This is a genomic window from Janthinobacterium sp. TND4EL3 (assembly GCF_900156175.1).
Classification (GTDB): domain Bacteria; phylum Pseudomonadota; class Gammaproteobacteria; order Burkholderiales; family Burkholderiaceae_D; genus Janthinobacterium.
Genome location: NZ_FTMV01000005.1, coordinates 178,175 through 191,543 on the forward strand (window position 1 = coordinate 178,175; position 13,369 = coordinate 191,543).

Below are 13,369 nucleotides of genomic sequence, written 5' to 3' on the forward strand. Positions count from 1 at the left end.
GCAAGCGACAGCAGCGGCGCTCACCTCGGCGGGGCCAATGATGCCGAAGCACTTCGGCAAGCCCGGCAATGCCTGGCGCTATGCGCTGGGCAGCGACTATGGCTATTGTTCCGCCTTGCTCGAAGGCGTAGAGTTTGAAAACGAGTGGGTGACGATACGCGAATCGGCCATCCGTATCCGCGCCGGTTACGCCTGGGATGGCTGTTCGCCCTGCATCAGCGTGTTCGGCCTGTTTTACGTGGGCACGCCCGATGGTGCGCAGCACCTGGGCTTGCCCGCGACCTATCATGCCAGCCTCGTGCATGACGTGCTATGTCAGTGGCGCGCCCAAATTCCCGTCACCCGCGCGCAGTCGATCGCCATTTTTCATCAATTGCTCAAGGAAGTGCGTTTCCCCCTGGCGGGACTGTATGCGGGCGCCGTTTTCCTCTTCGGGCCGCGGCGTGCTTTCATGCCACCCGGCGCGCGCGCCGCGGCCCTTGCGCCATCGCGTTCCCGCCCGACATAGCAGGAAAGCGCCGGCAAGGCATGCCGGCGCTGTCGCAAGGTGTTAAACTGGCGCCCCTCATCGTTTCTCTTGCCCTCTATCGCCATGACCAAAACCAATACGCCATCCCCCAAACGCCGCGAAGAGGGCGTCGCCAAGCTGACCGTCAATCCCTTCCTGGACGCCGAGTTTTATGCGCGCATGCGCGATTACACGGAGCGCGATGCGGCCATCATCAAGGAATTGAAGGCGATCGCGGAGATTCGCGCCGGTAACAAACAGCCCGATCCGCGCCTGGCGCCGTCGCTGGCCGCCCTGCGCAGCACCGTCAAGAAGGGCCTGACGTTTGGCGAGATGCTCGAACGCATGGCCGCTGGCAAGGAAAAAGGCCTGTGGGAACCGTGGATGACGACCTTCGGCATTGAAATCCGCGCCGTCAACTACGGCGCCGGGCCGCGTAACGCCTGCCTGGTGCTGGACCTGGCCGCCAACGCCCCGGCGCACGCGATGTTCGCCAAGGCCGGCATCCAGAACTGGCGCAGCCTGGCCGCCGACGACTGCTCCGTCGTGCGCTCGGAAAAAGCGACAGAGACGTCGCCGTTGAAAGTGTATGCCGTGTTTTACCTGGACCCGCTGCCCGCCTGAACCAGCAGCGCCACCGCCAGCACGATCAGCATCACGCCCGACAGCCGTTCCAGCGACGGCAGCGCGCGCGCAAAGCGCTGGCGCAGGGCGGTGCTGCCGATGGCCAGCGCCACCGCCATATCCCACGCCAGCACGGCAAAGACCATCCACGCGCCATACGCCGCCATTGCAGCGGGACTCGTCTGCCTGGCGGCCAGCACGGTGGCGAGGCTGACGTAGAACAGCGCATTCTTCGGATTCAGGATGGCGGAGACAAACCCCATCACGATACCGCCGCGCCAGCGCGCCTTGCCGGTGGCAGGCTTTGCATCCAGGCTGCTCTTGCCCGCATGGCGCAGGAACAGCCAGCCCAGGTACAGCAGATAGGCGCATCCCGCCAGCCGCACCACCATGAATGCCGTACTGCCCGCCCGCAGTACCGATAGTCCGCCAAACGCCGCCACGATAAACACCGCATTGGCCACGGTAATGCCCACGCACGTGCCGGCGGCGCCGCGCCAGCCGTGGGCCAGCGAGGTGCGCGCGATCAGGAAAAAATCGGGACCGGGCGACAGCAGGGACAGAAAGTGGGCGGCGGCGATGAAGAGGAAATCCTGCATGGGGTTCGGCTCGGGCAATGGCGATGCGCGAGTATGCAGGGGCTGGCGGCAGCCCGTATTGAAGAAAATTGCAGGCGCTCTAGCCGCCCTGGCCGCGATAGCGCCCCGGCGTGATGCCCGCATGCGCCTTGAAGACGCGCTGCAGATGGCTCTGGTCCGCAAAGCCCAGCTCATGCGCCAGTTGCGCCAACGCCGTCCCTGCCTGCAAGCGGCTGCGCGCGCGGTTGACGTGCGCGTTCAGCTGGTAGGCATGCGGCGTCATGCCCGTGGCGGCGCGAAAGGCGCGGATCAATTGATAAGGACTCAGGCCTGCCGCTTCCGCCAGTTGCCGCAGGCTGGCCGAGGGCTGGGCCTGCAGCGTTGCGAGCACGGGCGCCAGCTGCCGCGGCACCGGCTTGCGTTCCGAGGGCAGCAGGTCTGCACGGGCACTGGCGCAGGCGCCCAGGAACGCCAGCAGCGCCGCATTTTTTTCACCTGCGCCCGCCGTTGAAGACAGCAGCGCATGCATGGCGCAAAACTGCGCGTACAGCAGCGGGCAATGCAATACCGTCGCCGTGTCGCCATCGAGCGCCGGCGCGTGGGCTTGCAGCCATTGCGCATCGAGATGCAGCATCTGGTAGCTCCAGGCGGCGTCAGGCAGTGGATTGCAGGCGTGCACGCAGCCGGCCGGCACCAGCACCAGGCTGCCATTGCCAAGAGCCACCTTGCCCTCTTTGCTGCCCGTAAAGATGCTGCCGCCTTCGTCGACGGCACCGATGGAAAACGTGGGATGGCTGTGGGGCTTGTAGCAGGCCCGGCTGTGGCAGGCGCGCCGGCTCTCCACGTGGGGCAGAGCCGGGTCGCGCCAGAAGGCGCTGGTGCCCGGCATGACTACATCAAAATCACGTCGTACTGCTCCTGGTGGTAGGCATTTTCCACCTGTAGCGAAATTTTCTTGCCGATGAAATCACCGAGCATGGCCAGGTGCTGCGATTCTTCCTCTAAAAATAAATCCACGACTTCCTGCGAGGCGAGGATGCGGAATTCGCGCGGGTTGAACTGCTTCGCTTCGCGCAGCAGTTCGCGCAGGATTTCATAGCAGATCGTGCGCGAGGTCTTCACTTGTCCCTTGCCGGCGCAGGCGGGGCACGGTTCGCACAGGATGTGGGCCAGCGACTCGCGTGTGCGCTTGCGCGTCATTTCCACCAGGCCCAGCGGCGAGAAATTGCTCACCGAAACCTTGGTGCGGTCGCGCGACAGCGTGCGCTTCAGCTCGGCCAGCACGGCGTTGCGGTGTTCGGCATTGTCCATGTCGATAAAGTCGAGGATGATGATGCCGCCCAGGTTGCGCAGGCGCAGCTGGCGCGCGATGGCGTGCGCCGCTTCCAGGTTGGTCTTGAAAATCGTGTCGGCAAAATTGCGCCCGCCCACAAAACCGCCTGTGTTGACGTCGATGGTGGTCATCGCTTCCGTCTGGTCGACGATCAGGTAGCCGCCGGACTTCAAATCCACGCGGCGGCCCAGCGCGCGCAAAATCTCTTCTTCCACGCCGTACAGGTCGAACAGGGGGCGCTCGCCCGTGTAATGCTGCAAGCGCGTCAGTTCGCTGGGCGTGTAGATTTCCGCGAATTCGCGCAATTTCACGTAGTTTTCCCGCGAGTCGACCTGGATGGTGGCCGTTTCATCGCCGACGAAGTCGCGCAGCACGCGCTGCGCCAGGTTCAAGTCCTGGTGCAGCAGGCTGGTGGCTGGGCGCGTGCGCGCGCCGTGCGTGATGGTGCTCCAGGTCTTGCGCAGGTAGTCGACGTCCGCCTTCAGGTCGGCGTCGGACGCGTCTTCGGCCATGGTGCGCACGATGTAGCCGCCCTTTTCGTCGGCGGGTAGCAGGCTTTGCAGGCGCACGCGCAACTGCTCGCGCTCCGCTTCCTTCTCGATTTTCTGCGAGATGCCAATGTGTTTATCTTGTGGCAAGTACACGAGCATGCGCCCGGCGATGGAGATCTGCGTCGACAGGCGCGCGCCCTTGGTGCCGATGGGGTCCTTGATCACCTGCACCGTCAGCACCTGGCCGTCGAACAGGATTTTTTCTATCGGTGCCGGCGTGGCGTTCTGTCCGTCGTGGCCGCGCGCTTCCCAGATGTCGGCCACGTGCAGGAAGGCGGCGCGTTCCAGGCCGATGTCGATGAAAGCCGACTGCATGCCCGGCAATACCCGCACCACCTTGCCGGAATACACATTGCCGGCCAGGCCGCGCGTGAGCGTGCGCTCGATGTGCAATTCCTGCACGGCGCCCTGCAGGATGAGGGCGACGCGCGTTTCTTGCGGCGTAATATTGATCAGGATGTCTTCGTTCATGTAGGCGCGGGAGTGGAGGCAACGAATGACATCATACCCGTGTTCAGGGCAAGGGCAAACCTGCCAGTCTTAGCAACTGTGCGGTTTCGTACAGGGGCAGGCCCATGATGCCGGAATGGCTGCCTTCGATGTGCTCGACGAATAGGGCGGCGCTGCCCTGGATGCCGTAGCCGCCGGCCTTGTCGTACGGTTCCGGCGTGGCGCAATACGCGGCGATCGAGGCGGGCGAGAGTGCGCCGAAGCGCACTTGCGACACCTGCGTGCGTTGCTCGGCGAAATCCTTGTAGTGTACGGCGATCGAGGTGAGTACTTCGTGCGTGCGGCCCGACAGTTGCTGCAGCATGGCCACGGCTTCCTCCCGGTCCGCCGGCTTGCCGAGGATGATGCCGTCGATGGTGACGGTGGTATCGGCCGCCAGCACGGGGCGCGGGGTCAGGTGGCGACGGCGCACGAGGTCCCAGGCAAAGGCGGCTTTTTCATTCGATACGCGGGCAACATAGTCGAGCGCCGATTCGCCGGGGAGGACTTCCTCTGTGACGTCGGCACCGCGCGGGCCGTCGCTGCGCAGCAGCAGCAATTCGAAATCGATGCCGATCTGGCGCAGCAGTTCGCGCCGGCGCGGGCTTTTGGAAGCGAGGTAGATCTTGTGATCGGCCGTTTTCATGGGGAAGTTCAGACGCGGTGATAGGGGTGGTTTTGCGTGATCGACCAGGCACGATAGAGCTGCTCGGCGAGGATCACGCGCACCACGCCGTGCGGCAGGGTCATGCTGGAAATGCGCAGCATGCCTTCTGCACGCGCCTTGAGTTGCGGATCGAGGCCATCGGCGCCGCCGATCAGGAAAGCCGTGTCGCGGCCATCCTGCTGCCACGCCATCAATTGCTGCGACAGGCCGACGCTGGTCAGGTCCTTGCCGCGTTCGTCGAGGGCGATGATGCGCACGCCCTTGGGCAGGACGGCTTCGATGCGCTCGCGTTCAAGCGCCATCGCCGTGGCGGCGGTCTTGCTGCCGGAACGCTCCACCGGCTTGATTTCCTTCAGCACGATGCGCAATTCCGGCGGCATGCGCTTCGCGTATTCCGCGAAGCCCGTCTCTATCCAGGCCGGCATTTTATGGCCGACCGCAGCGATGATGAGCTGCATCGAGGCTTACGCTTCGACTTTTTTGATACGCTTGATCACGGTTTTTGCCGGTGCAGCATCGGCTGCCGGCTTGGCCGCGCGTGGGGCGCGTACTTTTTTCTCCGGCAGCGCTTTCAGCGCTTTCACGGCAGCCGCTTCGGTCTTGGTAGGCGCGACTTTCACGGTCTTGCCGACGGCTTTGGAAGCGGCGGCTTTTTTCGCCGGGGCTTTCTTGGCGGCGGTGGCAGCCGTGGCTTTCTTCGCAGGCGCTTTCTTTTCGATCACGGGCGAAGCTTCCACATTGGCCTTGCTTGCCGCCAGATGGCCGCTGACCTTTTTCGGCTCGTCGCCGGCCGCTTTTTTCGGCGCGCGCTTGGCGGCGCCCAGCTTGACGGGGGTGTCGCCCCAGATTTCTTCCAGGCGGTAGTAGGCGCGGATAGGCGCTTGCATGATGTGCACGATCATGTCGCCCAGATCGACCAGCACCCATTCACCGGTGTCCTCGCCTTCCATGCCGATGATCTGGCCGCCGGCGTCCTTGACCTTGTCGCGCACCGAGGCGGCCAGCGCCTTGGTTTGACGGTTCGAGGTGCCGGAGACGATCGCAATGCGGTCGAACAGGCTGGTCAGGTGGCTCGTTTCGAAGACGGCGATGTCTTGGCCTTTGACGTCTTCCAGGGCGTCAACGACGAGGGTTTGCAGTTTTTTGATGTCCATTTAGCTTTTGTATAAATTATGTTGTTCAATATAGTCTAGCACTAGCGGGGAAACAAGCGGGTTTGCCCGATTCCCCCGTTGTAATGCCGCACGTATTTCGGTGGCGGAGATATCCACCGCGAAGTCCTGTGCCAGATAAGTCAGACCGTGCGGCGTGTTGCGGATGCTTTCCAGAGACCCCAGGCGGCGCGAAAACTCGTCGGCGACCACTTGCGGTACTGCTGTGTCATTCAGCGCGAAGCCGGGGCGGGCCGCGACGCAGATATGCGCGTATTCAAATAATTGCTGCCATTCGCGCCATGTCGCGAGTCGCTGCAGCTGGTCGGCGCCCATCAGGAAAACGATGGAAGCGCGCTGCCCCAGCTCGGCGCGAACCTGGCGCAAGGTATCGATGGTGTAGCTGGCCAGGCCATGTTCGCTGCGTTCGATTTCCTGGCGGTCGATCACCACAGGCAGGGGCAAGCCGGTGAAGGCCAGGCTGGCCATCTCGGCGCGCTGCGCGCCGCTGGCCCCCAGTTTACCCTTTTGCCAGGGGGCGCCGGCCGGGATCACGCGCAGTTCATCGGCGTGCAGCAGGCTGGAAAAATGCGTGCCCAGCGCGACATGGCCCATATGCACCGGATCGTAGCTGCCGCCCAATAGCGTCACGCACGCCGTACTGTTCACAGTACTACCCGCCGTGCCAACTTCCGTCACGCCTGCAGCCAGTCGCGATGCACGAGGAAGTCAGTATACAACGCCGCTTCGGGACTGCCCGCTTCCGGGTGCCAGTCGTAGCGCCACTTGACCACGGGCGGCATCGACATCAGGATCGCCTCGGTGCGTCCGCCCGACTGCAGGCCGAACAGGGTACCTCGGTCGAACACCAGGTTGAACTCGACATAGCGTCCGCGCCGGTAGCACTGGAAATCGCGTTCGCGCTCGCCGTAGGGCGTGTCCTTGCGGCGCGCCAGGATCGGCACATAGGCTTTGACGAAGGCGTCGCCGGCGCTGCGCATCATCGAGAAACTGTCGTCAAAGCCCAGGGCGTTGAAGTCATCGAAGAAGATCCCGCCCGCGCCGCGCGCTTCGCGCCGGTGCTTCAGGTAGAAATAATCGTCGCACCACTGCTTGAACTTCGGATGCAATTCGTCGCCAAACGGCGCCAGCGCATCATGGCACACCTGGTGGAAGTGCTTCACATCGCCCGCATCGCCATAATATGGCGTCAGGTCCATGCCGCCGCCGAACCACCATACGGGTTCGCCATCGGCATTCACGGTGCTGAAAAAACGCACATTCATGTGCACCGTGGGCGCATAGGGATTGCGCGGATGGAGCACCAGCGACACGCCCATCGCTTCCCACGCCTTGCCACCGAGTTCAGGGCGCGCGGCCGCGGCCGATGGCGGCAGTGCGGCGCCGGTGACGTGCGAAAAATTCACGCCGCCCCGTTCGAAGACATTGCCTTCCTCGATCAGCCGCGAAATGCCGCCGCCGCCCTCGGGGCGCTGCCAGGCATCTGTCAGGAAGGGCTTGCCGTCCTGCGCTTCGAGCGCCTGCACGATACGGCTTTGTAAATCGAGTAAGTAGGCCTTGACGGCCGAAGGAGAGGGAGTTGACGACATCGCGTGGGCCGACGAGGCCGAAATAAAAAAGTAAGGACGGATTGTACCCTGTTACGCGTTTTTGTGATAGGGCGGCGCTTGCGCCGTGCGTTTGTTGTAGCGATTCAGCGCGCCGCTGGCGTGGCGCCGTCCTGCACCACCGTGATGGACAGGTCCGCCCCGGCGCCGGGCACGCGCGCATTCTCCACTGCCTGCGCGGCGCGCCGCTGCAAGTCAGGCCGCTCGACGCCCTGCCCGGTGACGGCGGCGGTGGAAGAGGGCGCCTGCCTGGAGATGAAGGCGCGGCCGGCAAAGGCCAGTACCAGCACCAGCAACGCTGCCATCACCCACGTGCCCGGGCGCGCACAGGCGGGGCGATCCCGGCGGATCTGGCGCGCGGTGCCATCGACGATGATGCGACCCAGTTCCGAGCCATGCTGGCGCGTGCGCAGCAGCTCGAATTGCTGCGCCGTCAAGGTGCCCTGCCGCAGCATCTCGCGCAGGGCGGCAATAGGCGAGGCGAGCAGGCGGTCCACGGGCAAGCTGGCGTAGGCGGTGTCGCGTTGCCACGGGCTGATCAGATCTTCGTCGTACAGGGTGTCGATGGCCCGGCGATTGACCAGCTTGAGCGCGTCGGCGGCCAGTTGCTGGCGTTCGAACAAGGCCGGGCTGCCATGCCGGCGCGGCAGATCCTGCACGCGCCGCAGGAAGTCGTCCTGCGGCAGCAGGTCGGTGTGCAGCAGCCATGCCAGCGCATCGGCGGCTGTCGCATCGGCGGCCAGCCGTGGCATGTCGACGTCGTCTTCCTCGTCCAGGGCGAGAATCTCCAGTTCGGCGATGGCGTCGTCGAGTTCATTTTCCGAGATCAGGCCGAGTTGGCGTACCTGGGCGAGGGCGGGATGGGAGTGACGGGTCATGGGCTGTAACTTTGTCAAGAAGGCAAAATCTTAGCGCAAAGCCCGGTTTTTTGGCGCGCCCATGCAAACGGGGCCGGGGCGGATGCATTCCGCGCCGGCCCCGCCGCTTGCCGCAACTGGCGTGCTTAGTGTTTCAGGCCGCGCCAGCCGATGTCGCGGCGGTATTGCGCGCCGTCGAAATGGATTTTTTCCACGGTTTCATATGCCTGCTTCTGCGCCATCTTGATGCTGTCGCCCAGGCCCACCACGCACAATACGCGCCCGCCATTGGTGACCAGGCGCTCTCCCTCGACGCGGGTGCCCGCATGGAAGGTGACGGAGTCCGGCGTTTCGGCCGGGATGTCGCCGATCAGCGTGCCCTTGACGGGATCGTCCGGATAGCCGGCGGCGGCCATGACGACGCCAACGGCCGTGCGGCGGTCCCATTCCAGTTCCACTGCGTCGAGCGTGCCGTTGACGGCGTGCTCCATGACGGTGACCAGGTCGGTTTTGAGGCGCGCCATGATGGGCTGCGTTTCCGGGTCGCCCATGCGGCAGTTGAATTCCAGCGTCTTCGGCGTGCCCTTGTCGTCGATCATCAGGCCGGCGTACAGGAAGCCCGTGAACGTGATGCCGTCCTTGGCCATGCCTTGGATGGTCGGCACAATGATTTCGCGCATGACGCGCGCATGCATGGCCGGCGTGACGATGGGTGCCGGCGAATACGCGCCCATGCCGCCCGTGTTCGGGCCCTGGTCGTGGTCCTTCAGGCGCTTGTGATCCTGGCTGGTGGCCAGCGGCAGGATGTTCTTGCCGTCGCACATGACGATGAAGCTCGCTTCTTCGCCGGCGAGGAATTCCTCGATGACGATGCGCGCGCCGGCGTCGCCGAACTGGTTATCGGACAGCATCATGTTGACCGCCTGGTGCGCTTCTTCCAGGGTCATGGCAACGACGACGCCCTTGCCGGCGGCCAGGCCGTCGGCCTTGATGACGATAGGCGCGCCCATGGCGTCGACGTAGGCATGCGCGGGAGCGACGTCGGAAAACGTCTGGTAGGCAGCCGTCGGGATGCCGTGGCGCTGCATGAAGGCCTTGGCGAAGTCCTTCGACGATTCCAGCTGCGCCGCTTCTTTCGTCGGGCCGAAGATTTTCAGGCCGCGCGAGCGGAACAGGTTGACGATACCGGCTGCCAGCGGCACTTCCGGGCCGACGACGGTCAGGCCGATGTGCTCCTGCTGAACGAAGTCGGCCAGCAATTGCGGGTCGCTGATGTCGAGATTGACCAGGCGCGCATCGCGCGCGGTGCCGCCGTTGCCCGGCGCGACATACACCATCTGTATGCGTTCGGACTGGGCCAGTTTCCAGGCCAGGGCGTGTTCGCGGCCGCCAGAGCCGACTACCAGAATTTTCATAGGGACCGTTCGTTCAGTGAGGGTTGCGGGGCGGCGCTGCCGCCCTTGTTTAACATATTGCCTAGCACGCGGTAAAAATGTTCAGGGCAAGGCGCATGGCCGAAGACAGTACGGCTAGTACGGCGAGGCCATGCAACGCCGCCATGGACTTTTTTACCCCGTGCCTAGTTTTCGATGAGGGCGTTGGTGAATACTTCCTGGACATCGTCCAGCAATTCCAGCGCATCGATCAGCTTTTGCATCTTGATGGCGTCGTCGCCCGAGTACACGGTTTCCGTTGCCGGTTTCATGATGACTTCGGCAACTTCGGCCTTGAAGCCGGCCGCTTCCAGCGCTTCCTTGACGGTAGCGAAATCGTGCACGGGGGTCAGCACTTCGAAGCCGCCTTCCTCGTCGGCGATGACGTCTTCGGCGCCCGCTTCCAGGGCCGCTTCCATCAGCTTGTCTTCGTCGGTGCCCGGCGCGAACAGCAGCTGGCCGCAGTGCTGGAACATGAAGGCCACCGAACCTTCGTTGCCCATGTTGCCGCCATTCTTGTTGAAGGCGTTGCGTACTTCGGCCACCGTGCGCACGCGGTTGTCGGTCATGCATTCGACGATGACGGCCGCGCCGCCCACGCCGTAGCCTTCGTAGCGCACTTCTTCGTAGTTGGCGCCATCGACGCCGCCGCTGCCGCGGTTGATCGCGCGCTGGACGTTGTCTTTCGGCATATTGGCGTCAGCCGCCTTGTCGACGGCCAGGCGCAGGCGCGGATTGGCCGCGATATCGGCGCCGCCCATGCGGGCCGCGACCGTGATTTCCTTGATCAGGCGCGTCCAGATTTTGCCGCGCTTGGCATCGGTGGCAGCCTTTTTATGCTTGATATTGGCCCATTTGCTATGTCCTGCCATGTCGAATCTTCCTTAGACGGGTGTTCAATTGTGGCCGACATTTTAGCATATCGGCCCCCTGCCAAGCGGCATGGCCCCGTCATCAGGATGACACAATCTGTTGCTAAAGTGACGCGCTTTCACCATATCGAGGGCGCGACATCATGGCAAGTCAAATGGACAGGCGGCAATTTCTGAAATTGGGCGGTTTTATTACCGTCTCCGTGGCCACTGTCGGCCTCGCCGCCTGCGGCAGCACCGATTACAGCGATCCTGGTGTGCCGCTGGCCTCGGGCAGCGACTGGAAATTTCCGCAAAGCGTGGCTTCGGGAGATCCGCGCGCCGACAGCGCCATGCTGTGGACGCGCGTCGTGCCCGCCAGTTTCGACGCCGTTGCGCCTGCCGTGGCCGGCAAGTCGGACGTTGCCGTGCGCCTGATCGTCAGTTCGGCCGACAATACGGCCGCTCTGGGCGGCAACACGGCCCTGGCCGGCACGCCCATCGTCGATGCCAAGCTGCCGCTGAAAGCCGATTTCGACAACACCCTGCGCCACAAGGTGACGGGCCTGCAGCCGGGCCAGGTGTATTTTTACCAGTTCATCGCCGGCGACGTGCGCTCCAACGTGGGCCGCTTCAAGACGGCGCCCGCCGCGACCAGCGACGTGTCGCAGCTGCAGTTCGCCTACCTGACGTGCCAGGACTGGAGCATCAACCACTGGGGCGCGCTGTCGCACATCGCCGCCAATGAATCGCTCGATTTCATCGTCCACCTGGGCGATTACATCTATGAAACGGTGGGCGAAGCCTTCCAGAGCGGCGCCGTGGAGAGCCGCCACGACCAGCTGAAGCTGCCCGATGGCACGTTCAAGAGCGGCACCTCCGGCGCGAAATACGCCACCACCGTGGCCGATTACCGCTACCTGTACAAGAAATACCGCACCGATACGCGCCTGCAGGCCGTGCACGAGCGCTTTGCCTTCATCGCCATCTGGGATGACCACGAATTCACGGACGACGCCTGGCAGGACGCCTCCACCTACGAAGGCATCGTGGCGCCTGATGGCAGCGACTTGCACCAGCCGGCCCGCCGCCGCAGCGCCAACCAGGCGTGGTTCGAATACATGCCGGCCGACGTCACGTTTGATGCCGGCGCGACAACGTTCCAGAACATCCAGATCTACCGCGATTTCCAGTTCGGCAAACTGATGCAGCTGGTGATGACGGACGAGCGCCTGTACCGCGCCGACCATGCGATTGCCGAATCGACCATCAATCCTGCCACGGGCAAGCCGCTGGGCAGCATCGGCAGCCGCTACCTGGTGCCGCAAGCGCTGTTCGACAGCGTGGAAGGCCAGAAAATGGCGGCCGCCACAAAAGCCGGCACCGACCCGCTGGCTGCCGTCGGCATGCTGGGCAGCACACAGCGCGACTGGTGGAAGGGCAAGATGAAGGCGGCCACCTCGACGTGGAAGCTGTGGGGCAATGAAGTGTCCCTGCTGCGCATGGGCCTGAATGGCACGGATGCGATCGCCACGTTGCTGGCCCTGAGCGCCATGGCCAACGTGGGCAAGGCCATCGCCAGCACCTTGCCGCTGGTGGGCGGCAGCGTGCCGCTGGCATGCGCCATCGTGGCCGCCTCGACGGCTGGCGCATCGCAGTCCGTGGCGCAGGCGGCGGCCATGGCGATTGCCGGCGCGCCCGCCAACGCCAGCGCGCAGGGCGCCGCTGCCGTGGGCGCCGGTTTGAGCGCGGCCCAGGCCGGCATCACGGTGGCTGCCTACAACAGCGCCACGCCGGCGGCCGCCGCGCAGGTGATCGCCTTTGGCTGGATCAAGCCCGACGTGCAGGCCAAGGGCGCCGCCTCGAGCTTTGTCGCCGCCTCCGGCCAGCAGGCGGCGCTGGCGCCGTTCTTCACGCGCTTCCTGCTCAATTGCGACCAGTGGGACGGCTACAACAGCGAGCGCAAGAACCTGATGGCGCACCTGAAAAGCAATGCCATCGGCAATGTGGTGGCCATCACGGGCGATATCCACTCGTTCTTTGCCGGCACGGTCAGCGACGATTTCGACGCGGCCGGCGGCGGCACGCCCGTCATGGTGGACCTGGTGTCGGCCGGCGTCAGTTCGGATTCCTTCTTCAGCTACCTGAAGTCGGCCGCCGGCGCCATGGGCGACATCGGCACCCTCGTCAGCTATCCGCTGGCCATTCCCGTCACGGGCCTGGGCACGGTCAACCTCGACGTCAACCTGCTTGACTACACCATGGGCAAGACCGCACCCACCGTCGACAGCCTGCTGGAGCAGCTGCGCGTGCAGTTGCGCGGCGCCCTGGCCGCCAAGGGCGTGCCGGAAGCCCAGCTGGATGCGACGGTCGCTGCCGTGCAGGCTGGATTGAAAGCGAGCACTGACTTCAATACGACCCTGCTGGGCCTGGCGCAGCAATTGTCCGGCCTGGGCAACAATCCGTGGATCAAGCATTTGAACACGGACGCGCAGGGCTACACGGTGGTGACCTTGACGCCAGGCAAGTTGGTGGCGCAGTTCAAGCAGGTGAATAAACTGATCGGCACGGCGGCGCCAGCGAACGTGATTGCGCGGGTGACGACGGCTACGGTGACGGCGGGCGCAGCGGCGGTGGTGGTGGCGTAAAGGGTAGGTCGGATTAGCGCGGCGATGCCGCGCGTAATCCGACAACATGGT

General features: G+C 64.3%; 14 protein-coding genes. 3 read left to right on the top strand and 11 right to left on the bottom strand.

Features of this window, described 5'->3' with window-relative positions:
- Positions 1-37: 37 nt before the first annotated feature.
- Together BXA07_RS10595 and BXA07_RS10600 are read left to right on the top strand one after the other, a co-directional pair.
- Positions 38-508: a hypothetical protein gene (locus BXA07_RS10595; RefSeq protein ID WP_076567903.1), complete on the top strand. Its 471-nt coding sequence runs from the start codon at positions 38-40 to the stop codon at positions 506-508.
- 84 nt (positions 509-592) lie between these two features.
- On the top strand, positions 593-1,132 hold the full coding sequence (locus BXA07_RS10600) for a hypothetical protein (protein ID WP_244556240.1): 540 nt from the start codon (positions 593-595) through the stop codon (positions 1,130-1,132).
- On the opposite strand, the gene BXA07_RS10605 is transcribed toward BXA07_RS10600, so the two are convergent.
- From BXA07_RS10605 to BXA07_RS10655, 11 genes are all read right to left on the bottom strand, one after another.
- A complete protein-coding gene (locus BXA07_RS10605) occupies positions 1,108-1,731 on the bottom strand; it encodes a LysE family translocator (RefSeq protein WP_076567905.1) in 624 nt (207 codons plus the stop codon). The two genes, BXA07_RS10600 and BXA07_RS10605, sit on opposite strands and share 25 nt — an antisense overlap.
- 79 nt (positions 1,732-1,810) lie before the next feature.
- Positions 1,811-2,599, bottom strand: coding sequence for an AraC family transcriptional regulator (locus BXA07_RS10610; protein WP_076567906.1), 789 nt, complete (start codon positions 2,597-2,599; stop codon positions 1,811-1,813).
- A gap of 2 nt (positions 2,600-2,601) precedes the next feature.
- Positions 2,602-4,065, bottom strand: a complete 1,464-nt coding sequence (gene rng / locus BXA07_RS10615) for a ribonuclease G (protein WP_076567907.1) — start codon at positions 4,063-4,065, stop codon at positions 2,602-2,604.
- A 43-nt stretch (positions 4,066-4,108) separates the two neighbouring features.
- The gene (locus BXA07_RS10620) at positions 4,109-4,729 is read right to left on the bottom strand and encodes a Maf family protein (protein WP_076567908.1); all 621 of its coding nucleotides are present in this window, start codon (positions 4,727-4,729) and stop codon (positions 4,109-4,111) included.
- Between the two features lie 8 nt (positions 4,730-4,737).
- Positions 4,738-5,208 (bottom strand): 23S rRNA (pseudouridine(1915)-N(3))-methyltransferase RlmH, encoded by a 471-nt coding sequence (gene rlmH, locus BXA07_RS10625; RefSeq protein WP_034747108.1) that lies wholly within the window; start codon positions 5,206-5,208, stop codon positions 4,738-4,740.
- 6 nt (positions 5,209-5,214) lie between these two features.
- On the bottom strand, positions 5,215-5,904 hold the full coding sequence (rsfS, locus tag BXA07_RS10630; RefSeq protein WP_076567909.1) for a ribosome silencing factor: 690 nt from the start codon (positions 5,902-5,904) through the stop codon (positions 5,215-5,217).
- Entirely contained in the window at positions 5,905-6,600 is a 696-nt protein-coding gene (gene nadD, locus BXA07_RS10635) for a nicotinate (nicotinamide) nucleotide adenylyltransferase (RefSeq protein ID WP_076567910.1), read from the bottom strand. It lies immediately after the preceding gene.
- Positions 6,597-7,511, bottom strand: coding sequence for an oxygen-dependent coproporphyrinogen oxidase (gene hemF / locus BXA07_RS10640; RefSeq protein ID WP_076567911.1), 915 nt, complete (start codon positions 7,509-7,511; stop codon positions 6,597-6,599). The genes nadD and hemF overlap by 4 nt, the downstream gene beginning before the upstream one ends.
- 104 nt (positions 7,512-7,615) lie before the next feature.
- Positions 7,616-8,407, bottom strand: a complete 792-nt coding sequence (locus BXA07_RS10645) for a hypothetical protein (protein WP_076567912.1) — start codon at positions 8,405-8,407, stop codon at positions 7,616-7,618.
- Positions 8,408-8,532: 125 nt separating this feature from the next.
- Complete coding sequence (gene purD, locus BXA07_RS10650; RefSeq protein WP_076567913.1) at positions 8,533-9,801, bottom strand: phosphoribosylamine--glycine ligase; 1,269 nt, start codon at positions 9,799-9,801, stop codon at positions 8,533-8,535.
- A 164-nt stretch (positions 9,802-9,965) separates the two neighbouring features.
- Positions 9,966-10,691 carry a YebC/PmpR family DNA-binding transcriptional regulator gene (locus tag BXA07_RS10655; protein WP_076567914.1) on the bottom strand — a complete coding sequence of 242 codons (726 nt, stop codon included), beginning with the start codon at positions 10,689-10,691 and terminating at the stop codon, positions 9,966-9,968.
- A gap of 143 nt (positions 10,692-10,834) precedes the next feature.
- On the opposite strand from BXA07_RS10655, the gene BXA07_RS10660 reads away from it, so the two are divergent.
- Entirely contained in the window at positions 10,835-13,318 is a 2,484-nt protein-coding gene (locus tag BXA07_RS10660; RefSeq protein WP_244556241.1) for an alkaline phosphatase D family protein, read from the top strand.
- Positions 13,319-13,369 lie beyond the last annotated feature (51 nt).